The 24827-nt window shown below is 49.3% G+C and carries 23 protein-coding genes; 8 read left to right on the top strand and 15 right to left on the bottom strand.

What is annotated here, in order from left to right; genetic code table 11:
* Nucleotides 1-89: 89 nt before the first annotated feature.
* Complete coding sequence (locus AQULUS_RS00100; RefSeq protein WP_148337442.1) at nt 90-737, bottom strand: F-box protein; 648 nt, start codon at nt 735-737, stop codon at nt 90-92.
* Between the two features lie 130 nt (nt 738-867).
* On the opposite strand from AQULUS_RS00100, the gene coq7 reads away from it, so the two are divergent.
* Nucleotides 868-1515 carry a 2-polyprenyl-3-methyl-6-methoxy-1,4-benzoquinone monooxygenase gene (coq7, locus tag AQULUS_RS00105; RefSeq protein ID WP_148337444.1) on the top strand — a complete coding sequence of 216 codons (648 nt, stop codon included), beginning with the start codon at nt 868-870 and terminating at the stop codon, nt 1513-1515.
* 35 nt (nt 1516-1550) lie between these two features.
* On the opposite strand, the gene AQULUS_RS00110 is transcribed toward coq7, so the two are convergent.
* From AQULUS_RS00110 to AQULUS_RS00160, 11 genes are all read right to left on the bottom strand, one after another.
* Nucleotides 1551-1880 (bottom strand): hypothetical protein, encoded by a 330-nt coding sequence (locus AQULUS_RS00110; protein ID WP_148337446.1) that lies wholly within the window; start codon nt 1878-1880, stop codon nt 1551-1553.
* A 63-nt stretch (nt 1881-1943) separates the two neighbouring features.
* Nucleotides 1944-2729 carry an ABC transporter permease gene (locus tag AQULUS_RS00115; RefSeq protein ID WP_148337448.1) on the bottom strand — a complete coding sequence of 262 codons (786 nt, stop codon included), beginning with the start codon at nt 2727-2729 and terminating at the stop codon, nt 1944-1946.
* Nucleotides 2726-3676, bottom strand: coding sequence for an ABC transporter ATP-binding protein (locus AQULUS_RS00120; RefSeq protein ID WP_197737258.1), 951 nt, complete (start codon nt 3674-3676; stop codon nt 2726-2728). The genes AQULUS_RS00115 and AQULUS_RS00120 overlap by 4 nt, the downstream gene beginning before the upstream one ends.
* The gene (gene rdgB / locus AQULUS_RS00125) at nt 3673-4266 is read right to left on the bottom strand and encodes an RdgB/HAM1 family non-canonical purine NTP pyrophosphatase (protein ID WP_148337452.1); all 594 of its coding nucleotides are present in this window, start codon (nt 4264-4266) and stop codon (nt 3673-3675) included. Before rdgB ends, AQULUS_RS00120 begins: the two co-directional genes overlap by 4 nt.
* A complete protein-coding gene (locus tag AQULUS_RS00130; RefSeq protein ID WP_148337454.1) occupies nt 4244-4579 on the bottom strand; it encodes a DUF167 family protein in 336 nt (111 codons plus the stop codon). The genes rdgB and AQULUS_RS00130 overlap by 23 nt, the downstream gene beginning before the upstream one ends.
* Nucleotides 4569-5144, bottom strand: a complete 576-nt coding sequence (locus AQULUS_RS00135) for a YggT family protein (RefSeq protein ID WP_148337456.1) — start codon at nt 5142-5144, stop codon at nt 4569-4571. The genes AQULUS_RS00130 and AQULUS_RS00135 overlap by 11 nt, the downstream gene beginning before the upstream one ends.
* 128 nt (nt 5145-5272) lie before the next feature.
* A complete protein-coding gene (proC, locus tag AQULUS_RS00140) occupies nt 5273-6109 on the bottom strand; it encodes a pyrroline-5-carboxylate reductase (RefSeq protein WP_148337458.1) in 837 nt (278 codons plus the stop codon).
* A 184-nt stretch (nt 6110-6293) separates the two neighbouring features.
* The gene (locus AQULUS_RS00145; RefSeq protein ID WP_148337460.1) at nt 6294-7190 is read right to left on the bottom strand and encodes a putative glycoside hydrolase; all 897 of its coding nucleotides are present in this window, start codon (nt 7188-7190) and stop codon (nt 6294-6296) included.
* A gap of 91 nt (nt 7191-7281) precedes the next feature.
* Complete coding sequence (locus AQULUS_RS00150) at nt 7282-7965, bottom strand: YggS family pyridoxal phosphate-dependent enzyme (protein WP_148337462.1); 684 nt, start codon at nt 7963-7965, stop codon at nt 7282-7284.
* 12 nt (nt 7966-7977) lie between these two features.
* Nucleotides 7978-8373: a large-conductance mechanosensitive channel protein MscL gene (gene mscL / locus AQULUS_RS00155; protein WP_148337464.1), complete on the bottom strand. Its 396-nt coding sequence runs from the start codon at nt 8371-8373 to the stop codon at nt 7978-7980.
* Nucleotides 8374-8697: 324 nt separating this feature from the next.
* Nucleotides 8698-10272: a phosphoenolpyruvate carboxykinase gene (locus AQULUS_RS00160; protein ID WP_148337466.1), complete on the bottom strand. Its 1575-nt coding sequence runs from the start codon at nt 10270-10272 to the stop codon at nt 8698-8700.
* A gap of 326 nt (nt 10273-10598) precedes the next feature.
* Between AQULUS_RS00160 and AQULUS_RS00165 the strand changes: the two genes are divergently transcribed.
* Nucleotides 10599-12266: a M4 family metallopeptidase gene (locus tag AQULUS_RS00165; protein ID WP_148337468.1), complete on the top strand. Its 1668-nt coding sequence runs from the start codon at nt 10599-10601 to the stop codon at nt 12264-12266.
* A 102-nt stretch (nt 12267-12368) separates the two neighbouring features.
* Here AQULUS_RS00165 and pyrF read toward each other — a convergent pair whose 3' ends face one another.
* Complete coding sequence (pyrF, locus tag AQULUS_RS00170) at nt 12369-13187, bottom strand: orotidine-5'-phosphate decarboxylase (RefSeq protein ID WP_232051807.1); 819 nt, start codon at nt 13185-13187, stop codon at nt 12369-12371.
* A complete protein-coding gene (locus AQULUS_RS00175; RefSeq protein ID WP_148337472.1) occupies nt 13148-13750 on the bottom strand; it encodes an orotate phosphoribosyltransferase in 603 nt (200 codons plus the stop codon). The genes pyrF and AQULUS_RS00175 overlap by 40 nt, the downstream gene beginning before the upstream one ends.
* Nucleotides 13751-14020: 270 nt before the next feature.
* Between AQULUS_RS00175 and carA the strand changes: the two genes are divergently transcribed.
* The 6 genes from carA to AQULUS_RS00205 all read left to right on the top strand — a co-directional run bounded on the left by carA (nt 14021) and on the right by AQULUS_RS00205 (nt 22956).
* The gene (gene carA, locus AQULUS_RS00180) at nt 14021-15106 is read left to right on the top strand and encodes a glutamine-hydrolyzing carbamoyl-phosphate synthase small subunit (protein ID WP_197737259.1); all 1086 of its coding nucleotides are present in this window, start codon (nt 14021-14023) and stop codon (nt 15104-15106) included.
* Nucleotides 15107-15358: 252 nt separating this feature from the next.
* Nucleotides 15359-18577 carry a carbamoyl-phosphate synthase (glutamine-hydrolyzing) large subunit gene (gene carB / locus AQULUS_RS00185; RefSeq protein ID WP_148337473.1) on the top strand — a complete coding sequence of 1073 codons (3219 nt, stop codon included), beginning with the start codon at nt 15359-15361 and terminating at the stop codon, nt 18575-18577.
* Nucleotides 18577-19494, top strand: a complete 918-nt coding sequence (gene pyrB / locus AQULUS_RS00190; RefSeq protein WP_148337474.1) for an aspartate carbamoyltransferase — start codon at nt 18577-18579, stop codon at nt 19492-19494. The genes carB and pyrB overlap by 1 nt, the downstream gene beginning before the upstream one ends.
* A 14-nt stretch (nt 19495-19508) precedes the next feature.
* Nucleotides 19509-19967, top strand: a complete 459-nt coding sequence (gene pyrI / locus AQULUS_RS00195) for an aspartate carbamoyltransferase regulatory subunit (protein ID WP_197737260.1) — start codon at nt 19509-19511, stop codon at nt 19965-19967.
* Between the two features lie 30 nt (nt 19968-19997).
* Nucleotides 19998-21227: a dihydroorotase gene (locus AQULUS_RS00200; RefSeq protein ID WP_148337476.1), complete on the top strand. Its 1230-nt coding sequence runs from the start codon at nt 19998-20000 to the stop codon at nt 21225-21227.
* A gap of 172 nt (nt 21228-21399) precedes the next feature.
* Nucleotides 21400-22956 (top strand): ankyrin repeat domain-containing protein, encoded by a 1557-nt coding sequence (locus AQULUS_RS00205; RefSeq protein WP_148337477.1) that lies wholly within the window; start codon nt 21400-21402, stop codon nt 22954-22956.
* 56 nt (nt 22957-23012) lie between these two features.
* On the opposite strand, the gene AQULUS_RS00210 is transcribed toward AQULUS_RS00205, so the two are convergent.
* The gene (locus AQULUS_RS00210) at nt 23013-24671 is read right to left on the bottom strand and encodes a phospholipase D-like domain-containing protein (protein WP_148337478.1); all 1659 of its coding nucleotides are present in this window, start codon (nt 24669-24671) and stop codon (nt 23013-23015) included.
* Nucleotides 24672-24827 lie beyond the last annotated feature (156 nt).

The following is a 24827-nucleotide window of genomic DNA, read 5'->3' on the forward strand; positions in this document are numbered from 1 at the left end:
ATAGAAGAAGTGACAATATTAAAAACAGAAACATTCCCCAGAAACATACTCATTGCATGCGTTGTTCGCATTGGGCAGGCAGATAATTGCTAGGGACGGCGCATGATTTGGCGTGCCAGGTCAATATCATCATTAAGCGCGTTTATGCGGCCGCTTAGTCCGCTGACCTGGCAATCTGCCATGCAATTTTTGACCGCGTCAAACAAACCCTTCAAAAAGACGAGAATTGAAATAACAAAGAAAGCGGCCAGTATTATTTTCAAATCACGCGAAGATCCGGCAGACGTTTGCGCAACCAGATACTCAAAGTAGCCTATGATGGCAGCCAGGACAGCGCCGCCCGCCATTTGACCGGAAATCTGCCGGCAGCCGGTTTTGGTATCTTGCAGCGCTTCGATATCGTCATTTAATCGCTCTTGCTGCTTTCTGAAGAAACGGATTTTGAGATGCGCCATATCTTTTTGTAAATGACAGGTCAAATACTCATCGCAGATGGCGTGAAAACGGCGGTTGACTTGAGACAGTCTGATGACATCCGCCGCTGGCAATGATCGCAGAATCCGCACTATCATTTCATCCGGAACCAGGTTGAAAAATTCGATCAGGCCTGCGGGCGCAGCAGGATAATCCTGAGGATTAGCGAATGAAATGACGGGAGCGGGCGGCTGCCGTGAAGCCAGTGCTTGCAGTTCCCGGATATCAATGATGACGTGATCTGATAGTGTTCTATCTTGCATGACAGCTTTTTGACTAAAAACAGGACTTCCTAATCTAATTGAGAAGATATTTAAACGCAAGTCTGTTGCCTGGTTGACGGGGCTTGGGCGGATGGTATGATTTGACCCATGTTTTCGATAAGACCAGCCTATGAATTCTCAACGTTATTATTCTTTTCTGGATCGGCTTTGTCTGGGATTTGATCAAGCCGTGCGCGCTTTGACCGATACCGTCAAAACAACCGGCGCGGATTACCCCGGCAAGGAACTTCCCGAACCATCCTTGAGTGATAATGAGCGCAGGCATGCGGCAGCGTTGATGCGCATTAATCATGCGGGAGAAATCTGTGCCCAGGCTCTTTATCATGGTCAGGGAGTGGTTTCCCGTTCACAGGAAGTACAGGAAAAAATGCACCTTGCCGCCACAGAAGAAGGAGACCATCTGGCCTGGTGCAAACAAAGACTGGATGAGCTGGGCAGTCACCCCAGTTATCTGAACCCGGTTTGGTATCTGGGTTCATTTTGTATCGGGATGACAGCGGGCATGGTAGGCGATAAATGGAGCCTAGGCTTCGTCGCGGAAACAGAACGGCAAGTCATCAGGCACCTTGAAGGCCATCTTAATGCCTTGCCTTCCAAGGATCAGCGCAGTTATGTCATTCTGCAGCAAATGGAAGCGGATGAAGCAAGACACAGAGATGAAGCCGTGGCATTGGGCGCGCGCGATTTGCCCGGGCCAGTCAGGCATATCATGGCCCTGACATCAAAGATCATGGTGAAAACAGCTTTTTGGATTTGAGAATTGTTCAAGTAAAGCATGTTGACGACAACGGCTTAGACGGCTACCGCCTTATACATCACGATCAGGGCGCCTGCCTGGATCAGCCAGACTATCCAGACAATTTCCATGAAGTAGGGGAACCAATGTCGTTTGACCAGCCAGTAAACGACGGCAGGGACGAGGCCCACAAGAACGGGTATGCTGAGCAGAGCGAGCAAGCCCCTGGCCAGATTGCCAGCGTGTCCTCCGGAAAAAACCTCGGTTAGCAATTGTGAAACCCAGTCATGGGCAGCAACCAGCCATTGAACGCCTTGCTGCGCATAAGACATGGAGAGAACGATGGCGGTACTCAAGGCAACGAGAGCAATAAGTTGTTTGATCATGATGAATCCTTGAAATTTCATTCCATCTATTTATGTGAAGATTAATCAGCGGCCTGGCAGATGTCAAACCTTTATCCCTATTCCTTTATGCAGCAGCGCCCATGCCCAGAAAAAAAGAATGACAAACAAAAGGCAAACCAGACTAAAACCCCAGTAAACATTTAAGTCCGATACGCCCAGCAAGCCGTAGCGGAATGTGTCGACCATATCCAGGATGGGGTTAAACATGGAGAGGCTGCGCCACGTCGGCGATAATTGTTTGATGGAATAAAATACTCCGCCCAGATAGGTCAGCGGAGTCAGCACAAAAGTGGGAATGAATGAAATGTCGTCAAAGCGTTTGGCATAAATTCCATTAATCAGGCCGCCCAATGAAAATACCATGGCGGCGAGTATCGCCATGGATACGACGAAGCCCATATGAGACAACGGGACATGCGTGAACAATAGTGAAACTACCATCACGATCGCCCCAACCAGGATGCCGCGTATGGTGCCGCCCAGCGTGAATCCCAGCAGGGTAATGAAATTGGACATGGGTGAAACCAGCATTTCTTCAATGCTTTTATTGAATTTGGTCAGGAAAAAAGACGAAGCGGTATTAGCGTAAGCGTTGGTCATGATAGACATCATGACCAGGCCGGGCACGATGTACTGGATATATTCATAACCGTCAATATGCCGGATTTGCGAACCTATGAATTTGCCAAAAATGATGAAATAGAGTCCCATCGTGATGGCTGGCGGCAGAAGTGTTTGTGTCCAGATACGCATAAAACGCATGACTTCCTTGATTAACAGGGTTTGCAGGGCAATCATGTTTGGATAAAAACCGGTACGATGTATCATGTGTTCTCCGACGGGGTTCCGGACGCTTCCTGGCGTTTGTTGTCAGAAATAAGACGTATGAATAATTCTTCCAGGCGGTTGGTTTTGTTGCGCATGCTGGTAATCGTAATCTGCTGCTGAGACAGCAGGTAGAATAACTGATTGATGGACTGCCCCCGTTGAATTTCGATTTCCAGCGAAGTGTCATCCACCAGGCGGTAATGATAGCCATCCAGTGAAAGTTTGCCATGCAGGGGCTGCTGCGTGTCCAGAACCAGTGTTTGCGCATTCAGGCGGTTAATCAGTGATTTCATGTTGGCATTTTCAATGATTTCGCCATGATCAATGATGGCGACATTTTTACAAAGCTGTTCAGCTTCTTCGAGATAATGGGTGGTCAGTATGATGGTCGTGCCCTGCTGGTTGAGCTTGGTGAGGAAGCGCCACAAGGTGTGGCGAAGTTCAATGTCCACTCCCGCAGTCGGTTCATCAAGAATAAGCAATTTCGGTTCATTCATGAGAGCGCGCGCGATCATGAGCCGGCGCTTCATTCCGCCGGACAATCGAAAAGCCGGCTGGTTATGCATTTCCCAGATGCCCATTTCCCTGAGATAAAGCTCCATGCGTTCAGCGGCGATTTTTTTGGGGATGCCATAATAACCCGCTTGATTGATCAGGATATGAGAAATTTTTTCAAACAGACTGAAATTCATTTCCTGGGGCACCACGCCTATCAGTGATTTCGCCTGTGCAAGTTCCACGTCTGTGTCATGGCCGAATACCAGCACTTTGCCGGATGTTTTGTTGACCAGGTTGCAAATAATGCCAATCGTTGTGGATTTGCCGGCGCCATTCTGGCCCAGCAGGGCGAAAAAATCACCTTCAGCGACCTCAAGGCTGATGCCTTTCAAAGCGGTCAGGCCGTTGGAATAGACCTTGGTAAGTTGTTTGACGGAAAGCGCGGTCATAATTTATCCGGTAACATTTTTAACAGGGATTGTAAGGCGATTCCACGGTGACTGATTTTATTTTTTACCTGATTGGGAAGTTCGGCTGCTGATTTTTTTTCCGCTGGGACATAAAAAACCGGATCGTAACCAAACCCGTTGCCGCCTTGCGGCGCGCGTAAAATCATCCCGGACCATTTGCCTTGGCAGATAAGCGGCGTGGGATCCAGTGCGTGGGCCATGAAAACAAGCACACAATGAAAACTGGCGGTGCGTTTTTCCTCGGGAACATTTTCCAGATCCAGCAATAGCTTGTGAATATTATCTTGCGCCGCTGCGTTTTTTCCCGCATAGCGGGCGGAATAAATTCCAGGCGCTCCATTCAGGGCATCAACAGCCAGCCCCGAGTCATCCGCAATGGCGGGCAGCCCCGCGGCTTGTGCCGCGTGGCGAGCTTTAATGATGGCGTTTTCCACAAACGACAAGCCGGTCTCTTCGGCCTCGTCTATGCCTAATTCGGACTGAGGAAGAAGGTCTATCGGCAGATTTTTTAATAATTCCTGAAATTCTCCGACTTTTCCCGGATTATTACTCGCTAAAACGACTTTCATTTAACATACTCAAATCGGTTGGTGTATCAATGCGAACCCATTTTTTGCGGCCATGTTCACCCTGGAGGATTATGACCTGCTGCACGGGCACTTTGAAGCAGCGAGCGAGAAATTTTATCAGATATTTATTGGCGCGTCCTTCCAGCGGAGGAGCGGTAATCCTGACTTTCAGACAATTTTCTTCAGTGCCGGCCGGGCCCGGGCAAGTCATCAGGCCGGTAATCTGGTCGCGACTTGCCCGCGGTTGAATAAACACATGAATGAAAAGCGAGCTGCCCCGCCAGTAATGCCAGGGTGAGGCTTCAGCCGCCAATGGCTATACCCAGTCCTGTGCCCTTCATGGGATTAACTATTATGATGATGAGCAACTGCAGGAGAATGATGGCTGGAATAGGAGAAACATCTATGCCGGCAATGGGCGGTATCAGTTTTTGAAATGGACGCACCACCGGAGAAGTGAATTTGAACAATACCTGATAAATCGGCGAACCGGGCTGCATCCAGCTCAGGATGACCTGGAAGACCAGCGCCAGCGAGAGTGTTTCCAGCATCAGACGCAGGGAGTCCCCTACCGCAAGTATGAAAAGTCCGAGAATATTGGGCATCCCAAAGCTGAGGATGGTGATAACAAAATATTTCAATGCTTCAATCAGGATAATCAGGATCAGGGTGGAGGTTTCAAAACCGCGAAAATCCGGTAAAAACTTTTTGACGGGTTTGACAACAAAACTGGTTAGTTTGACAACGAACTGGGTGATCGGGTGGTTATAATCGGCATTCACCCAGGCAAGAACAAGCCGCATGAATAAAACAATGATATAAAAATCGAATACACAGCTAATTAAAAAAAGCATCGCATTGAGACTGGTTCCTGACATTTCCTTATCCTCTTAGCTTCTATCCACCAGAATTGTTGCTGTCTATATTACCATCACGATGACGGAGTTACACTATGAGCCTACTCTAAAATTTCCGTCTTTGCACCATGACCGCAGGCTGCAAAAGATCATCCTTGCCCTTTCCCTTCCATAAGCCGGGCTAATTCTTCCGACCGTTGTTTCGCCGCTTGTACTGCTTTCAGAAACACGTCACGGATATTGTTTTCTTCCAGGACGGTCACGGCTCGTTCAGTCGTGCCGCCGGGGGAAGTGACATTGTGTCTGAGCTCATCCAGCTGCTTTCCACTTTCTATCGCCATGCGTGCCGCACCCAGAGCGGTTTGCAAGGTCAGCAGGCGCGCGGTTTCCTCGGGGAGGCCGCATTGTTGCGCGGCTTGCTGCAAGGCTTCCATCATCAGAAAAAAATAAGCGGGTCCGCTGCCAGACAGGGCGGTGACTGTATCCATCTGTTTTTCATCCGATAACCAGATGGCTACACCCACGGACCGTAATATCGATTCAGCCTTGCTGCGCTGCTCAGCGGTCACTTCCTCATTCGCGTAAAGTGCCGCAGCACCGCAGCTGATCAGTGCCGGCGTGTTGGGCATTGCGCGCACGATAGCGATATTGCCGCCCAACCAGTGCTGAATGCTGGACAGGGTGATGCCGGCCGCGATAGAAAGCACCAGCGGCTTGCGCAATTGCACCGCTTCATGCAGGGAACCCGCAACCATTGAAAATATTTGCGGCTTGACGGCAAAAACCACAATGTCCGCAGCTTGAACGGCAGCGGCATTATCCCCGGTGGTATGAATGGCAAACGTTTCTTTCAACTCTTCCCGTTTTTCGGAACGGGGATCCGTGGCCCAGAGACGGTCTGCGGGATGGCCATTCCTGATCAGTCCGCCTATGAGGCTGCTGCCCATATTGCCCGCGCCTATGATTGCTATGATGGGATGACTCATGAAAGATTGCTCCGAAGTCTGTTGCATGATGCCGGATTGAGACAAAGACTTATTAACTCATGTTACACCTCATCAAGCAATTGTGAGCGACGGTGTCTCGCGAAGTATTGCAACAAACAGCAAAAACCCCTTCATCCTAAAGGGGTTGTTTGCCATCACGGTACAACAAGGAACAGCATCATGGTTATTTTTTGCCAGACTGGGCTTCCAGAATATTGAACAGGTTATCGTATCGGTTATGCGGACTCCAGGCATAAAAACCATCCGCTCCCGCCGCTTGGACAGCGCGCAATTGAGACTTGATGTACTCAATGGTTTTCGGGCGGGACATAGGGAAATGATAATTGGAAAGCTCGATGTAAGCATACATTTTGACGGGCATTTTATCATCAAACTGCCCTTTTATGCTCTTTAATGAGTTATAGACGGTTTCATAAGGCTGTTTGAAGTGTTTGGGGAAAGGCGCGTAATGTGACGGGTAAACCATGGGGCAAATGGCATCGACACTTTGTGAGAATAATTTTATGTTCTGGCCGATATATTTTGACTCACCAAAACTTGCGATGCCAAAAACATCCACCTGAAGCGGAATGTTTTGCCCCGATAATTTGTTTTTGTACCAGGCAATGATTTCATGTATACGTTTGGCATTTTCTGCGGATGGTTTCTGTTTAGTATTATAACGGATGTAATCTAATTGTATTTCGTTTGCACCGTAATCAATGGCTTGTTTGACCAGAGTATATTTCTTTTGCCATACAGCCGGGTTTTCAATCTGACTGGCTGTGCCGCCATCCGGGAACATGACGATTCGGGCCACATAACGGATATGGTTATCTTTCAGCAAGGCAATGTTTTCTTTATATCGCTTGCCGGGCTTTTCCAGGTCGACGACAAAAGTGTTGATGCCGGCGCTCTTGGCACGTTTAATCAAATAGTTGAGATAAGTGGTATTTTCCAGGTTCCATTGTGTCACATAAATACCTTTGACCGGATTGCCGGCGGCATAAGCGTAATTAAACAAGATAAGTGAGCAAAATGAATAAATCAGAATGGAGAATGTTATTTTTTTAATCATCATTTACCCTTCCCCCGCCGCAACCCCATAAGTTATTTATAACCTAAATCGGGGGTATCAGGGTGTGGTATAATAAGCAGGAATTTCGCGATATTTATACTCGCCGACCAAATAGAGCGGTGCCGATTCTCACGATAGTCGACCCTTCCGCGATGGCAGCTTCAAAATCATCTGACATGCCCATGGATAAGGTATCCACGGAGAAATGGTGCTCACGCAGGTAAAGAAAGAGAGACTGCAGTTTGTGAAACTCCTGGCGTTGATGATCAAAGCGATGATGTATGGCGGGTATGGCCATGAGCCCGCGCAATCTGATACGCGGCAGGTTCTGGCAATACAACGCCAGTCCCAAGACCTGATCCATGAGGACGCCTGATTTGGAAGCTTCTCCGCTGACATTCACTTCTATACAGATATTAAGCGGTGGCAAATGGTCTGGCCGCTGATCATTCAGGCGTTTCACTATCCTCATGCTATCCACGCTGTGTACCCAGGAAAAAAATTCAGCAATCTTGCGGGTCTTGTTGCTTTGGACAGGACCGATGAAATGCCATTCTATCGGCAAGTTATGGAGGGCGGAAAATTTGCCTGCCGCTTCCTGTAAATAGCTTTCTCCAAAACAGCACTGGCCTGCGTCAAACGCCGCCTTGATACTGTCAACAGACTGCTTCTTGCTGGCAGCGAGCAGTTTCACGGATCCGGGGTCGCGACCATATTTTTTTTCAAAAGCGCGTATGGATTCAAGCAAGGCAGCGAGGTTATCTGAAATGGCGGTCATAAGACATCCGGATTACTGAGAATCAGCGGTCATGGGCCGGCTTTTTAACAAATCACGAATTTCACCTAATAACAGGACTTCGTCGGAAGGTTTTGCAGAAGCTGTCATATCCTTTTTTAACCGCAGGGTATTCATGGCCTTGATGACCATGAAAATCGAGAAGGCTATCAGGGCAAAATCAATAATGGATTGCAAAAACATGCCCCATTTAATCACTGCCTGGCCTATGGTAAGGGATTTATCTGCGATATTGACCCCGCCTATCAGCAAACCGATAAAAGGCATGACGATGCCATCGACCAAAGAGCCTACGATTTTGTTAAACGCAGCACCCATGACGACCGCCACGGCAAGGTCAATGACATTTCCGCGCATGGCAAAAGCTTGAAATTCCTTGAGAAAACGCACGTGACCTCCTTGCAGGGATTATTTGATTATATACCGTCTGCGCAGGAAATGGCGAGAAGGCGCGTCATTCCTGCTTTCGCCCAGTCATGTCGGGTAAAGCGGGAATCCGCAGCTTGGGTTCATGGTTCGAGACGCCGCTGACGCGGCTCCTCACCACGAACGGGATTTTCATCGCCGCTGACGCGGCTCCTCACCACGAACGGAAAAATCCGAATCCGTTCGCTCCTTCGACAAGCTCAGGACAGGCCTGAGGAGGACACGTCAGTGTCCGTCTCGAAGGGCCTGGCACAAGCAGGGATCCGGGTTTTTGAGGCTGATATGATTTTAATCCAGTGTGGGTCCGGCGTTTCGGATGGCATCACTGACATTAAAACGTTTGAAGTTTTCAATAAACTGCGAGATCAGCGTGCGCGCGTTGGCATCATGCGCAGCTTGATTGTCCCAGGTTTTGCGCGGATTCAATAAGCGGGTGTCTACGCCCGGCACGTCTTTGGGGATCTCGATATTAAATCCGGGCAAAGTTTCAAATTCAGCGTTTTTCAAGGTTCCTTCCACGATGGCTGTGACGACGGACCGAGTTGTTGGAATGGAAAAGCGCTTGCCGCCTTCACCATGCGATCCGCCAGTCCACCCGGTATTGACCAGATAAACCTGGGTATCGAAATTGCGCAGACGTTTCATCAATAATTCCGCGTATACACCGGGCGGCCGCGGGAAGAAGGGTGCGCCGAAGCAGGTGCTGAAGGTTGGTTTGATGCCGCTGCCTTGGCCGACTTCGGTGCTGCCAACCAGAGCGGTGTATCCGCTCAGGAAATAATAAGCAGCTTGTTCAGGCGTCAGGCGCGCGACCGGCGGCAATACGCCGTACAGGTCGCAGGTCAGGAATAAAACGGCATGCGGTTGTCTTCCGCGGTTATTTTCAACCCGTTCCGGGATAAATTCACGCGGATAGGCTGCGCGGGTATTCTGGGTGAGGCTGGCGTCCGCGTAATCGGGTTCCCTGGTTTGCGGATTTAAAACCACATTCTCAATGACGGTGCCAAAGCGTATGGCATTCCAGATGAGCGGTTCGCGCTCGGGCGAAAGATCAATACATTTGGCGTAACAGCCGCCTTCAAAATTAAAAATTCCGTCTTCTCCCCATCCATGTTCGTCATCGCCGATCAGTAAGCGCTTGGGATCGGCGGACAAGGTGGTTTTGCCGGTGCCGGACAGGCCGAAAAACAGGGCGGTATCGCCCTCTTTGCTGGCGTTCGCCGCGCAGTGCATGGGCAGAATGTCATGTTGGGGCAAAACAAAATTTAATACTGAAAACATGGCTTTTTTCATCTCGCCCGCGTAATAGGTGCCGCAAATGAGAATCCGGTGTTTTTCGAAGTCCAGAATGACAGCGGCATCGCTGTTGACACCGTCGCGCGCCGGATCGGTCTTGAAACCGGGTGTGCTGAGAATGGTCCACTGGTTGGGCTGGTCGCTTGTCGGAGGAGTGACGGGACGGATAAACAAGACATGGGCAAACAGGGTATGCCAGGCCAGTTCCGCCATCACTTTGACGGACACGCCCAGGGTTTCGTGAGCACCTACCTTGAGATAGGATGTAAAACGGGCATCTTTTGAATTCAGGTAATGAAGAGCTTTTTCCCACAGGGCTTCAAATTTGTCCGCACTGATAGGCTGGTTGATCTGGTTCCAGTCAACCTGGGTTTCCGTGGCCTGGCCGCGGACGATGAAGCGATCTTTGGGAGAGCGGCCGGTGCGGGAACCTGTTTTAACGACCAGCGCCTGGTTGGAGGCCAGCTCACCTTCACCGCGGGCAAGTGCTAGCTCAACGAGTTCTTTCGCAGACAAATTGAGATGGTTTTTTGATTGTATAAAGACTTCATTTGTGGACTGAACCATTGAGATGGCCTCCTGTTAAATTCTAAGTCGATGATCTGGCAGATTTTTCTAGTTCTTTTCAGGCTTTTGGTGCGCCTATTGTACACAAGACTCTCATGAGTTGACAGAGGAGGGCTATTATGCTTTTCTTGGTAACATTCCGTAAGACTGTAAAAAAGTCGGCAGGCCAGGCAAAAGAATAAAACAGGGAATGCTTATCTTTGCTTTAACCGGGTTCTAAGGACAGAAAAAATCACTTTTCCGGCTTCGTATTTGTCAGAAGCGGCTACGCTCATTTGTTTTAATCCAATTAAATCCCCGGATTTAATTTTTCATAGAGGTGAGTCATGACCAGAAAGAGATTCATAAAGCTTAGCGTTGTCAGCATCTTCTGCTGTGGTGTCTTGCCCGCCTATGCGGCCAGGCCTGTTGATTTGAGCCATCAGTCTTTTCAATATCTGAAATCCCTGTCCGCATCGGGCAAGGCCAGGCTTGGCGCGGCAGCGGGTCCGGCGGGAGCAGGCCTGGAAGAAGTCAGCCAGACGGTCGATTTTAATCAAACTGTGCATACCCGTGTTAAGCAGACTTTCTCGGGTTATCCCGTATTCGGCGGTGACGCAGTCATTCATACACCGCACGGCGGCCAGAAAACCCTGCGCAGTCTGATGGTTGCCGGTCCTGAAGCCTCTTCTTCCACCATGAACGGCGTGATTTACGAAGACTTGCAGAAAGACCTGCAAAATACGCCGGATTACGTGTTTAACCAGGATCAGGCACGCAAAGCTTTCTCACAGGCGATCTCGGATTATGAAAGCCGCGCGGGAGTAAAAGTACAAGTCCGGCATCAACGCAATCAATTGATGGTGTATGTAGACAGCCAGAATAAGGCGCATTGGGCATTTCAGATCAGCGCCTATGTCAAGGCAAACGGCAGGCTGGCCAAGCCTGCGTACATTCTGGATGCGCTGGATTTTCATGTCTATAAAACCTGGGATGACAGAAAAACCGCCTCCGCCGATTCGGTCAAAGGCGGTGGGATGGGCGGTAATCTGAGAACCGGCAAGCTGATGTACGATGGACTGCCAGGCAGCCTGGCCAGCCTGGAAGTTACCAGGGATGCGGCAAAAAATATCTGTTATCTGCAAAATTCTCTGGCACGGGTCACTGACTGGAGAACCCAAAAAACGGCGTCATACAGATGTGCGAAACCTGACGGCCGGCACGCCAGTATCTATTGGAATGAAGGCGGCGATCATGTCAATGGCGGTTATTCACCAAATAATGACGCCTTGTTCGCTGCCAAAACGATTAATGCCATGTACCAGGACTGGTACGGCATTCCTGTCTTGCAGAAAAACGGCCAACCCATGGTTATGGAGATGGAAACACATTCTGCTGAAGAAGGTGAAAATGCGGAGTGGGATGATATCCAGGAAAAAATGATGTTTGGTGACGGCGGCAACACGTTTTACCCCTTGACTTCACTGGGGGTGACGGCGCATGAAATCAGCCATGGTTTTACTTCCCAGCACTCCAACCTGGTTTACGATGACCAGTCAGGCGGAATGAACGAATCTTTTTCAGACATGGCGGATCAGGCGGCAAAATATTATGCCACTGGCAAAAACGACTGGATGATAGGTTCTGAAGTCGCAAAACCTGATGATTTTGCCTTGCGTTATCTGGATGATCCTGCCAAGGACTGCAAGTTTGTGGAGGCAGGCGATGACTGCTCCATTAGTTCGGCCAAGTTATTCCGGCCGGGGCTCAATGTTCATCTCAGCAGCGGCGTCTATAATCGCGCGTTTTATCTCCTGGCCACGACACCGGGATGGAACGTCAGAAAAGCGTTTGATGTGATGGTGCAGGCTAATCGCAGTTATTGGGTGCCGACCAGCACTTTTGAGCAGGGCGCTTGCGGAGTGATAAAGGCAGCGGCGGATTATAAGTATGACACGGCCGCGGTTGTCAGCGTTTTTGACAAGGTGGGTGTAATCACCAGTCAATGCGCCTGACCGCCGGGTCTGACATAAAAGCCCGGAGACGTAGCCGGGCTTTTTTTACTTTTGATAGGTGTGACAGGGTTTTGATTAACCGGATTTTGCCAGGGAGTGTTCTTACTTCTCGCATCTTTTCAGATAACAGTCCCATCCGCTTTGACGGTACTTGCGGGCTTCGGTGAGAGGATCGTTCGCCTGAATGATTCCGCGGCCAACGATGATAATGTCACTGCCATTTTCCAGGATCGCTTTTTCCGGTGTGACATATTGCTGACCCAGGGTGTCAGACCCTGAACCTATTTTGACACCCGGGGTGATGTTGATCCAGTGCGGATCGCGGGACAAGGCATGCTGGGTGATGAATCCAATGACGAAATCCGAGAATTGTTCGGCCATCTTCAAGGTGTTTTGCATGTATTCCGGGCCCATCAAATGTCCCGCGGAACTCATCTCGGCCAGCAAAATCAATCCGCGGTTTTTTTTGCGCCCCACTTCGGCAAGTCCGCTGATAATGCCCGGTCCGGGAAGGCTGTGCGCATTCACCAGATCCGCCCAATCGGCAATGTGATAAATCCCGCCATTGTATTGATGCTTGACTGTATTACCGATATCAGCGAATTTCCTGTCCTCGAATAACATGAAGCGGTGTTTCAAGGCGAGTTTGCGCAGCTGCTGAGTCAGGGCGGGTGTAAAGTCTTCTATGATGTCAATGTGTGTTTTGAGCACACAGATTTCCGGCGCCAGTAATTCCGCCAGGTCGAGTAATTTTTGCGCGGAAGTCACATCGGCTGACAGGGCGAGATTGGTTTCTTTCTCCGCCATGAGATGAAACAGGTTCTTGGCTAGCGGTGAAAGGCAATAATGCGCGCGTTCCGTGTAAGAATGCCGGGAAATGATCATTTCGCTGTTCTCTCCGCGAGAAATTGTTCGGCGCACTGTTGTTCCGCAGTGCTTAGCAATGGAGATTGCAGCAGGAATTGCAGAATTTCAGACAGGGTGAGAATGGTGTGGGTATGATATTTTCTTTGTGACAGGTTTTCCCGGCCGCCTTGCTCGCGATCGATAAGCGCGACCAGATCGCTGACCTGTAGTCCCGCGTTTTCCAGCTCGCTTGCGGTTTCAATAATGCTGCCGCCGGTGGTGATGACATCTTCAATGATGAGGCAGCGCTGACCCTGCTTGAATTCCCCCTCTATCATCTGCCGGGTGCCATAATCCTTTTTTTCTTTTCTGCGCATGATCATGGGAATGTTATAGTCCAGTGAAATGCAGGTTGCGATGGGTAAAGCGGTATAGGGTACGCCGCAGACCAGATCAAATTGACAGTCTTTTGTCGCTTCCCGCATCGCTTTCGCAATGCCGCGCAAGAGCTCGGGATGCGAAATGATCTTGCGCAAGTTCATGTATACAGAAGAAGTCTGGCCGCTTTTCAGTTTGAATTCGCCAAACTGGATGGCGCCAATTTGATAGAGGGAGGTAATCAGGGCTGCTTTAGTCATGGCGGTCTCTACAGGGTCTGGATTGGATAGAAAAATACTCGATAATGAAAAGCTTGTAAATAACACGGAGCTGCCCGGGGATAATGAAGCGCGTCATTGAGTGGCGTCAGCTGCTTATGCCGCTCAATGACATCTATAATGAAGATACGCTTTTTTGATTGGTGCAGCAGGTTTTAAATGTGGTTTGAGGTTTTAGCACAATCATAAAAAAAGATTATTTACATTATTAGCCTAAAAATGGTACAAATACGCACCTATTATAAGTACAGCATGAATACGATGACTCTCACTGCGCAGTTAGTCTTAAAATCGGGAGAGGTATTTTACGGCGAAGTCCCTGTTCATCAGGAACATATCTCATTTGGTGAAGTTGTTTTTAATACTGGAATGGTAGGTTACGTTGAGGCATTGACTGATCCTTCTTATGCCGGCCAGATTCTTGTTTTTACTTATCCTCTTATCGGTAACTACGGTGTGTCTTCATCCCAGTCCTGGGAATCGGAGAAAATCCATGTGAGAGGAGCGGTTTTTTCTGAACTTTCTCCTTATTATTCAAATTATTCTTCGCAATTTTCTCTGGCAAGATGGCTAACCGATCAAAAAATTCCCTATATGACCGGCGTCGATACCCGTGCCCTGACCAAATGCTTGCGCACCAAAGGAGTAGAACCCGGTGCGATCGCGCCCATGAACGCGAAACTGGACCATTTTGAAAACTTTGATGCCATCAACTGGGTGGAAGAAGTTTCCATCAAGGAACCGCAATATTACGGTTCGGGTGACAAACTGATCATCGCTATTGATTGTGGAATGAAAGAAAACATACTCCGATCATTGCTGCGATACCCGGTCCGGGTCAAAAGAGTTCCATTTGATTATGATTTTACCCATGAAAAATTCGATGGTGTGTTTATTTCCAACGGTCCGGGAGATCCGGTCCGCTGTCAAAAAACCATAACGATTATCCGCAAAGCCATGGCTTTGCATAAACCCGCTTTTGGAATTTGTCTGGGGACCCAGTTAATGGCACTGGCAGCGGGAGCGAAAACCTACAAACTTCCATTTGGTCACCGATCCCATAATCAGCCTTGTCTGCACTTGATGACAAACCGTTGTTATCTGACTTCGCAAAACCATGGATACGCCGTGGATGAAGCCAGTCTTTCTTCTGACTGGCGCGTGACGTTCAGGAATCTGAATGATCAGAGTGTCGCGGGAATCGAGCATCACAGCTTGCCGTTTTTTTCAGTTCAATTTCATCCTGAAGCGGCTCCGGGGCCCGAAGATACCCAATGGCTGTTTCAAAAGTTTTTTGACGCAATCTGCGTGTCTTCCGGCACGCCGGAAGTGTCCTAGCAAAAAGGAATGCCCGGGGTGTCGGGTTGCCAGCTCGTACCCGGCAAGCATAGGCGCGATGACTCATCGCGCCGGATGATAGAATGAAAGACTGGCATTCAGGCAACACACCGGGGGCCGGGTGATTGCGGGAAGATAGAAATTTATCAAGGCCGGCCCTAATCCAAGTAACGCACATTTGTCTTGTCCGCCCGGAAGTGTCAGAGCGGGCGGAGTTTGAGCGGGTGCGAAAAATGAACAAGAGGCGGAACTATGCGGTTTAGCGGCAAAAAAGTCTTGCTACTCGGCTCGGGCGGATTGCGAATCGGCCAGGCGGGTGAGTTTGATTATTCTGGTTCACAAGCCATCAAAGCGTTGAAGGAAGAAGGCATCAAGGTCATTCTGGCCAACCCGAATATTGCAACGGTGCAAACAGATGCCCAAATGGCAGATACCTTGTATCTTCAGCCGCTCAACACGGAAGTGGTAACGCAAATCATCCAAAAGGAAAAACCCGATGCCATTCTACTGGGTTTTGGCGGACAAACCGCGCTCAATCTGGGTCTTGCGCTGGAAAAGAGCGGTGTCTTGTCTCAATACGGTGTGGCGGTTTTAGGGACGCAGGTATCCTCCATACGTTTGACGGAAGACCGCGACCTCTTCAAGCAGGGGCTGGAAAGCATAGGCATTCACTCACCCAGAAGTATTTGCGCGACCACGGTGGAAGAAGCCCTGGCGGCCGTGGAAGAAATCGGATATCCCATCATGATGCGTGCGGGATTTTCCCTGGGTGGTCTGGGGTCTGGCAAGATTACCAATAAAACGGATCTCGTCAGACGGACTAAAGAATGCTTTGCCACGGTGTCCCAGGTATTGATAGAAGAATATCTTCTGGGCTGGAAGGAATATGAATATGAAATCGTGCGGGATGCCGGCGGCAACGCATTGACCATTTGCAATATGGAAAACCTGGATCCCATGGGGATTCATACCGGCGAAAGCATAGTCGTGGCGCCCGCCCAAACCTTGAGTAACAATGAACACCAGCGGTTGCGCAACATGTCTATCGCGATCGCAAATCATTTTAATATCATCGGTGAGTGCAACATTCAGTTCGCCGTGAATCCGGTCAATGGTGATTACAGGGTGATAGAAATGAATGCGCGTCTGTCCCGGTCCAGCGCGCTTGCTTCCAAGGCGACCGGTTATCCGCTCGCGTTTGTCGCTGCCAAGCTGGGCCTGGGATATTTGCTGCACGAAATCAGGAACAGCGTGACACAAAAGACTTGCGCTTTCTTCGAGCCCGCTCTCGATTATATTGTGGTCAAAATCCCGCGCTGGGACACCCACAAGCTGAAAGCGGCTGAGCGCACGATAGGAACAGAAATGAAAAGCGTGGGCGAAGTCATGGGCATAGGCCGGTCATTTCCAGAAAGCCTGCAGAAAGCGGTCGGCATGTTGAACATAGGCGCATCCTGCATCAGTGATTATCCGCATATCATTCCGGATCCAAAAAGAGAAATCGAATTCCCCACAGACAGGCGTTTGTTTGCCTTATATCAATACTTCCTGTCCGGCGGTACCGTGAAAGAGGCGCAGCAGTTAAGCAATATCGACACCTGGTTTTTGTCCCATATTCATTCCATCGCGGAAGAGGAAAAGCGGCTGGTTTCAGAAGAATTGTCTTTTTCATTGCTTAAGTCAGCCAAGCGCATGGGATTTTCCGATCGCGCAATCGGCAGGCTGACCGGCCAGCCGGAAGAAGCGGTGAGAGCGCGTCGCATTGAGGCAAATGTCGTTCCTTATGTCAAACAGATTGATACGCTCGCTGGAGAGTTTGCCGCGCAAACCAATTATCTTTATCTTACCTACCATGCTTGTGAGCACGACATCGAGCCTTCTCCCGAGCGGCCTATTCTGGTTCTGGGCTCGGGCCCGTACGCAATCGGTTCGTCAGTGGAGTTTGACTGGTGTGCGGTCAATACTTCCCGATCGCTGCGGGAGCTGGGAAAGAAATCCATTCTGATTAATTCCAATCCTGAAACCGTATCCACGGATTATGATGAGTCTGACCGCCTGTATTTTGAACAGTTGACTCTGGAAAGAGTGCAGGATATCGCGGATTTTGAGCATGCTGAAGGCATTATCGTTTCAGTGGGCGGCCAGATTGCCAATAATCTCGCGCTTCCCCTGGCCAAGAGAGGATATCAGCTATTAGGCACTTCCGCGCAATCAATAGACAAGGCTGAAGATCGTGAAAAATTTTCCGCGCTGTTGAATCAGCTGGATATTGATCAGCCGTCCTGGGCGACGGTCGCGAGCCTGACGCAAGCCAGACAATTCGCGGAGCAGATCGGCTATCCTGTCCTGATTCGTCCTTCCTATATTTTATCCGGTTCCGCCATGAATGTGGCTTACAATGAAAAATCGCTGGAACAGTTTCTCAAGGAAGCGTCACTGGTTTCTTCCGAGCACCCGGTTGTCATTTCCAAATTCATTCAGGATGCGAAAGAACTGGAAATGGACGGTGTCGCTGACAGGGGGCGCGTGATTATTGAAGCGATCACCGAGCATGTCGAAAACGCGGGAATACACTCGGGCGACGCCACGCTTGTGATACCGCCCCAGCGCCTTTACCTGGAAACCATACGCAAGACCAAAAAGATTACCCGGGAAATCGTAGCGGCCTTGCAAATCACCGGACCTTTCAACATTCAATTCATCGCAAAAAACAACTTCATTCAGGTTATTGAATTGAATCTGCGGGCATCGCGGTCGTTTCCCTTTGTTTCCAAGGTGACGGGCTATAATTTCATCGCTATCGCGACGCGTGCAATGCTGGGCAGACAGATTCCGCTGACGTATGAAACACTGGAACTGGATTATGTCGGCGTGAAAGCTCCGCAATTTTCATACCACAGATTAAAAGGCGCGAACCCGGTCGCGAATGTGGAAATGGCTTCCACCGGAGAAGTGGCGTGTCTGGGTGAAAATCTGTACGAAGCGTATTTGCGAGCCTGGCTGGCCACCGAGCAGACCTTGCCGGAAAAACGGATTCTTGTATCCCTCGCCGATGCCCACAAAGCGAAATTGCTGCCCTACCTCAAACAACTGGATGAACAGGGCTGGGAATTGTACAGTACCAGCGGAACACATGCGTATTTATCGAAAAACGGTGTGGGATCTTATTTTGTCTATAAATCCAGTGAAGGCAATGAGCCGAATATTCAGACACTGATAGCCCAGCGCAAGATTGAACTCATCATTAATCTGCCTACTTCCAGCGCGCTGGATACCAGTTCGGATGGTTTTGTCATCCGGCGCATGGCTGTGGACCATCACATCCCGTTGATCACAAACATGCAGATCGCGCAGATCATGCTGCAATGTCTTATCGATTTCAGAGGAAAACCACCGGAGTCAGTATTGTCATGGCAAGAATACATACAGAGACATGTGCCCCATCCGTATTTGGCGAAAGAGAGTGCATAATGAAAAACAATTTATATGGCTGTGATATTGTTTCCATGCAGGACCTGCCTTTGTCCCGCATCAAGCTGATACTGGAAACGGCGGCCAGGCTCAAGTCACAGCGAGCGCTGCATTTGTTAAAAAACAAGGTCATCGCTCACTGCTTTTTTGAACCGTCTACCCGCACCCGTCTTTCCTTCGAAGCGGCTACTTTGCAATTGGGCGGAAGCGTGATTGGTTTTTCCAGTGACGAAGCCTTGTCCATACGCAAAGGCGAAACTCTGCATGATACCATACGCATCGTTTCTGAATACGCGGACCTGATCATTATTCGTCATCCCAAGGAAGGCGCCGCGCGGTTGGCGGCAGACGTTTCCAACAAGCCGGTGATCAATGCCGGAGACGGCGCGAATCAGCATCCCACACAAGCGCTTTTGGATTTGTTCACCATACAGGAATGCCAGCAGCGCCTCGATGGTCTTGCTATCGCGCTGGTCGGCGATCTGAAGTACGGCCGCACGATTCACTCTTTCGCGCAGGCCTGCATGCTGTTTAACATCCGCCTCTTTTTAGTGGCGCCGGACGCGCTTGCCCTGCCGGAATCCATTTGCGACACGCTGAAAAAAGTCGGCGTGCGTTTTTCCTTTCATCAGTCAATTGAGGAAGTGATTCCCAAAGTGGATGTTCTGTATATGACGCGCATACAACAAGAGCGTTTCAGTGAGGCGGAATATCAGGCCATACGCAAACAATATATTTTGACGCCGGACATGTTGTCATCCGTGCGGCCGAATCTGAAAATCCTGCATCCGCTGCCGCGAGTGAATGAAATCGATACGGGAGTGGATGAAACGCCGTACGCGCATTATTTTCAACAGGCTGCCAACGGTATTTATGTCAGACAGGCATTGCTGACACTCTTGCTGAACAAAGAATGACGGGAGATCATTTCATGACGAAAACATTATCTGTGTCCGCCATTCATAATGGCACAGTCATTGACCATATCAACTCCGGGCAGGCTTTCCGGATTGTGCATTTGCTCAAGCTTCAGGAAAAAAAATACAAGGTCACCATAGGGATCAACCTGCCCAGCAAACGCCTGAAACTGAAAGATCTGATCAAGATCGAGAATCATGTCCTGACGACGGAAGAAGCCAATGACATTACCATTTTCGCACCCGAGGCAACGATCAACGTAATTCGGAATTTTGAAGTGACGGAAAAGATCATTACTTCTCTGCCTTCGCACATTCGCGGTGTATTCATTTGCCCCAATCCCGCCTGTGTGACGCAAACCGAGCCGGTTGACACCTTTTTTAATATAGAAACCAATGGAAAAGCCATTCTTCTTGCTTGCAAATATTGTGAAAAAACATTTGACCGCAATCTGGTCAAGGTAAAAATCTGATCTTCACATTTCAATTTCGAGACGACAATCATGATTATATTTCAGGGCGCGCGTACCATGTTTGGCGAACAGACTGATGTTCGCGTCGAGAGCGACAGCGACCAGGTGATAGATGCCAGGGGCTTGACGGTCATGCCCGCCGTGATTGATCCCCATGTGCATTTCCGCACGCCCGGTCTCGAATATAAGGAAGATTGGCGTACCGGCGCGAAAGCGGCTATTCGCGGCGGCTGCACCCTGGTGTTTGACATGCCTAACACCCGCCCGCCGACTTTTACCGCGGCGCTGCTGGCTGAAAAAAAAGCCCTTATTGATTCCCAGCTGGACGAAACCGGGATTCCCTTGCGCTACGATCTTTTTTTTGGCGCCGATAAACAGCATTTAAATGAAATTCCGCTGGTCCGCGATCAAGTCATCGGTATCAAAGTGTTCATGGGATGCAGCACCGGCAATCTGGTGATGGATGATGATGAAAGCCTGCATGCGGTTTTTTCTCTTGCCGCCAGGGAAAAAATGCTGGTAGCGGTACATGCTGAGGATGAGCACCTGATTCAGGAACGAAAAGCGAATTACAAGGGACCCATGCGTTACGAGGCGCATTCCCTCTTGCGCGACGTTGAAGTGGCGACGACAGCGGTTGCAAAAGCTATCGCATTGAGCCGGCGTTATGGAACACGATTGTATGTTTTGCACATCAGCAGCGCGGAAGAGGTCGAACTGATCAGGGCGGCCAAGCAGGAAGGTTTGCCCGTGTTTGCGGAAACCACGCCTCACCATTTGTTTTTTGATGATTCCGCGTATGCCTCCTTAGGCGGCAAAGCGGTTGTCAATCCGCCGTTGCGGCATGGAAAAAACCGGGAAATTCTGTTTTCCGCCATTCGTGAAAAAGTCATAGACACGATAGGTTCTGATCATGCGCCCCATACGCTGGAGGAAAAATCCAGAGCTTATGGCGAATGCCCGTCAGGCATGCCCGGCATTGAATTCATGCTGCCATTGCTGCTCAATGCGCGTCATGAGGGTTTACTGAGCCTGGAAGAAATTGTTTCTCTGACGTCGCAGCGCGCCAGAAGGATTTTTAATATTCCATCTTACGATGACGTTGTGCTGGTGGATCTTGAGAAACGTGAAACCGTCACCCGAACGGAAAGCAAATGTGCCTGGACACCGTATCAGGGCTTGTCATTATGCGGATGGCCTGTTTACACCGTCCTGAAAGGCCGGTGTTTTAACCTGCGTGACCGCGTCGGAAACGGCTGATTTTCATCCTGTTAATTCAAAGACTTATTCTGGTTTGTGCCAGCGTGTCTCAGTATGCCGCTATTCCACGCCGGCACTGGTCAAATGGCTTAATACTGATTTAATCAAATTTGAGTATCATGATGACCATTAAAATTTGAAAATACACAAAACGATTTTCGAGTGATCCCGCGTGCATTGCAGACAATATCAATATCAGGATTTCCATCAATTCCTCGTGAGCTTCATTGAAGGAGCGGGTTTTAACCTGGAAAAAAGCGGTGTTTGTCTGGGTTATGCCATGAAGGGATTACATGCCGCCATGTGCGGTGAAATCGGATTTTTCTCAAGTCGGGTGGATTTCATTTATAAAAATCCCTATTTGCAGCATACGGTCAAATGGATTTATGACAGTATGGGTACACAACCCCCGGACGGGGTGAATACTCAGTTTCGCTGTTATGTCAATCTGAATCCCTGGATCTGGGATATTCTTGCGCTGGTTGAGGGAATGGTATTGCATGTCAAACCGGAAAATTATTCACATATTTTTTCCAGTGACGTGACACAGCAGTCAGTCGAAACAATCGCCATGGCGACGGTGCCTGTCAGCATAGAAGAACAGCAAGGCTTGCAGAGAGTCGATTCCTGGCCGGGGATTTATACTCGATCGGAGTTAAAAGCTTTGCTAGGCAGTCTTCTCGCGGCGGCGCAGAAAACCCGGCAAAATATTGCCCTGAATCTGAAATCCGAAAACCATAGTGTCAGTCTTTATTATGATAAGAATATTCATGGCTGGCATGTGATTAATGCCGATTGGTTTCCGATTCCTTTTATTCCAAATGACAGAGGAAATCAACGGAATGATCAAGATCTTGCGGAAGTGCCTGATAGACTTGTGAATGCCATCTTTGCGGCCTTTTTTTCAGAGCATGACGAATTTGTCGCGCTTGAGACCAGTGTTTTGTCACTGGGCATCAACCGTCTGGCGTGCCAGAACATGGTTGAGCAGGTGAAGTCGTCTGAAGATTTCGCGCTAACGCATGATATCACGGAGGAGAAAGCCCGACGCAAGACCTTGAATCGGGTTTCGCTGGCGAGTATTGCTGCGCAGCATGGTTATCATGCCGTGATAACCAGGCTGGGCAGCCTGAATAGTGATCTGGATTCGCCCCAATCTGACGGCAACAGGCCTGTGCATCTGGCTGCGAAATTCAGGCATGCTGAAACAATCAAGGCGCTCGGCCGCGCAGGTGCGAAACTGGACCTTACAGGCAAGGCAGAAATGACTCCCGCCATGTTGACGGCGCAAGCGGGCGATATCGCGACATTATTAGCGCTGCATCAATCCGGCGTGAATGTGAACAAGAAATCCGGCTCTGGTTTAACACTGGCGCATTTGGCGGCCAAATCGGGCCATGCGCTTTATCTGTTGAAATTGCATGAATTGGGCGCGAAAGTGGATGAATCCACCCAAAGCGGCATGACTCCCGCGGTGGTGGCCGCGGCAAGCGGCAAGATAAGTGTTTTAAGAGCATTGAAACAATGCGGTGTTGATCTTGGCAAGACCGCGCCGTGCGGTGTAAATCCCATGCAAGCGGCCGCGGATGCCGATCAGAAAAAAACAGTCAGATTTTTATCGGAAATTTCACGCCAGAATAAATTGCATCATCATTCTATTTTCAGGCAGCCGGTTCACGCGGTTAAAGGCGTCAGTAATGACGCTCACATTAATCTATTGGGTAAATAGTCACAGTAAGCGTATATACCTTTTAAGCCATTCCGGGATAAATTCCAAAGTAGATTTTACATACTGCTATTAAGCTTCAAGGATTCCCCTTTGTCTTCTGTTTGCGTGTGTAGACTGCCCATGGATTTGGAGCGATGAAGAGCGGGAGGCGTGAAAAAACCATGCTTCTGTTTTTCCACTTCTGGTACAACCATCAGCGGCGCTGCCGAAAGATGATGCTCCAGCCCGTATTTGTAAATCATGTTCATGACGGTATTGTAGGAATAAGGCATGCCGGGTTTGTTTCCTGTCCGTATTTCCAGCAATGGACCGGCCGCGTCCAGCAGAAAGAGCAGCTTATCCCGCGGCGGCCGTGTCACCTGGCTGAGGGCGGCCAGCATTTCGCGCAGGCGTTCTGCTTTTTCGCGTTTCAAGTCGGTGTCAGCAGACTGTGATATGCGTTTTGATTCCAGCTCAATAGCGTTAAAAAGAATGAAATACGCATCATCAAAATAATCCCGGAATGCGGCATGACAGGGTCTGAAAAACTTCAAATCGAATTGCGCCGCGGCATCGGCATCTTCAAAAATAATGTCCGCTTCACGTGAATAATACATGGCCTGTTTATCCAGGGGAGAAGAACCTGCGAATACCACCAGCTTGTCAATGCAGGCATATTTGGCATGTAAAGTGAATTTCTCGCCATGGTGGACCAGGTTGTTTTGATCGTTTGTCGCCCAGCGAATGGAAAGAAAGGGTAAATGGGCAGTATCTACCTGTCTGACTATGCTTGCCAGGGCATATAAGTTGGTACCTCCCCACCAGTATTCCTTGGAATCATTGAGGTCTTTTCCTGTCAGGATATTCACAAATATCCCGCGATTGCAGGCTTTCGCCAGGGCTGCGCAGATATCGGGATCATTAATATTGGATGTCATGATATCAATGCATGTCACCGCGTCTTCAATTGCCTGCAGGAACGCAATTTTGTAAGGCGCGGCGCAACTGCCATAGTAAAAAGGATTACCGTTTTCGCGTTTTGAAAGAAACAGACAGGGAATGGAAGAGGCGGTGCTGTCTCTTTTATCAGTCAGCGTGGCGGGTGCCGGGCTGACATGCAGCGGATCGATATTGTAAGCATTCCACACGTCGCAAAAATCCTGCCGCATAATGGCAACCAGCGGACCCTGGATCAAGGTTGCGGTTTCAAACTGGTGTCTGTCACGATCATTTCCGCTGTGTGGATCGCCACCTCTGATCATTGCAAAAGTGGAATCGACCAGGATTAATTTGCTATGCAGCGTACCAAATGCGGAAGTGGGATGATACGTCACCTTGAGATGGAAAAATTCCGAACCGCCCAATTTTTCCAGACCCAGCGGCTGGTTGTAACCGTAAAGGGCTTCGGCCAGTTTTCCGCGGCTGTTAACAATCATGCACACTCTGACCGGTGTTTTTTCGCTTTCCGCCCGGCTTTTAAGAGCGGTCAGCGCATTCAATATTTCCCTGCCGCCGTCCGAATCGGAAGAAAATTTATAAAACATCATTAAGACTTCATGTTTCGCGCCTAGGATGAGATCACCTGACGCGGAATGCATTTCCATGGTTGACAGCGGAACGGGCGCATGTTCAAGGAAGTGCAGGGATGACATCTGTCCATACAAAGACTTGTCTTCAGTGGAGGCGAGCTTAGTGTTAATTCTTTTCAGGCGTTTGCCTGAAGACCTGGGATCCATTTTTCACTCCTCGCAAGGTTTACTTGCTTTCCGTTTATTCGGGGCAGAGGTCACTAATCTCTGAAGTTTTTTATATAAAACCAATTACATACAGATTTGTTTCCCATTTTATCATGCCTGACAAAGAGATGGGAGGCGTTAGCCGGAAAATGATCA

Origin of the sequence: Aquicella siphonis (assembly GCF_902459485.1) — a bacterium.
In the GTDB taxonomy this organism is placed as follows: Bacteria; Pseudomonadota; Gammaproteobacteria; order DSM-16500; family DSM-16500; genus Aquicella; species Aquicella siphonis.

Coding starts and splice junctions, on each gene's coding strand:
- AQULUS_RS00100 (WP_148337442.1), bottom strand. CDS start 737: ATGCAAGATAGAACACTATCAGATCACGTCATCATTGATATCCGGGAA.
- coq7 (WP_148337444.1), top strand. CDS start 868: ATGAATTCTCAACGTTATTATTCTTTTCTGGATCGGCTTTGTCTGGGA.
- AQULUS_RS00110 (WP_148337446.1), bottom strand. CDS start 1,880: ATGATCAAACAACTTATTGCTCTCGTTGCCTTGAGTACCGCCATCGTT.
- AQULUS_RS00115 (WP_148337448.1), bottom strand. CDS start 2,729: ATGATACATCGTACCGGTTTTTATCCAAACATGATTGCCCTGCAAACC.
- AQULUS_RS00120 (WP_197737258.1), bottom strand. CDS start 3,676: ATGACCGCGCTTTCCGTCAAACAACTTACCAAGGTCTATTCCAACGGC.
- rdgB (WP_148337452.1), bottom strand. CDS start 4,266: ATGAAAGTCGTTTTAGCGAGTAATAATCCGGGAAAAGTCGGAGAATTT.
- AQULUS_RS00135 (WP_148337456.1), bottom strand. CDS start 5,144: ATGTCAGGAACCAGTCTCAATGCGATGCTTTTTTTAATTAGCTGTGTA.
- proC (WP_148337458.1), bottom strand. CDS start 6,109: ATGAGTCATCCCATCATAGCAATCATAGGCGCGGGCAATATGGGCAGC.
- AQULUS_RS00145 (WP_148337460.1), bottom strand. CDS start 7,190: ATGATGATTAAAAAAATAACATTCTCCATTCTGATTTATTCATTTTGC.
- AQULUS_RS00150 (WP_148337462.1), bottom strand. CDS start 7,965: ATGACCGCCATTTCAGATAACCTCGCTGCCTTGCTTGAATCCATACGC.
- AQULUS_RS00160 (WP_148337466.1), bottom strand. CDS start 10,272: ATGGTTCAGTCCACAAATGAAGTCTTTATACAATCAAAAAACCATCTC.
- AQULUS_RS00165 (WP_148337468.1), top strand. CDS start 10,599: ATGACCAGAAAGAGATTCATAAAGCTTAGCGTTGTCAGCATCTTCTGC.
- AQULUS_RS00175 (WP_148337472.1), bottom strand. CDS start 13,750: ATGACTAAAGCAGCCCTGATTACCTCCCTCTATCAAATTGGCGCCATC.
- carA (WP_197737259.1), top strand. CDS start 14,021: ATGAATACGATGACTCTCACTGCGCAGTTAGTCTTAAAATCGGGAGAG.
- carB (WP_148337473.1), top strand. CDS start 15,359: ATGCGGTTTAGCGGCAAAAAAGTCTTGCTACTCGGCTCGGGCGGATTG.
- pyrB (WP_148337474.1), top strand. CDS start 18,577: ATGAAAAACAATTTATATGGCTGTGATATTGTTTCCATGCAGGACCTG.
- pyrI (WP_197737260.1), top strand. CDS start 19,509: ATGACGAAAACATTATCTGTGTCCGCCATTCATAATGGCACAGTCATT.
- AQULUS_RS00200 (WP_148337476.1), top strand. CDS start 19,998: ATGATTATATTTCAGGGCGCGCGTACCATGTTTGGCGAACAGACTGAT.
- AQULUS_RS00210 (WP_148337478.1), bottom strand. CDS start 24,671: ATGGATCCCAGGTCTTCAGGCAAACGCCTGAAAAGAATTAACACTAAG.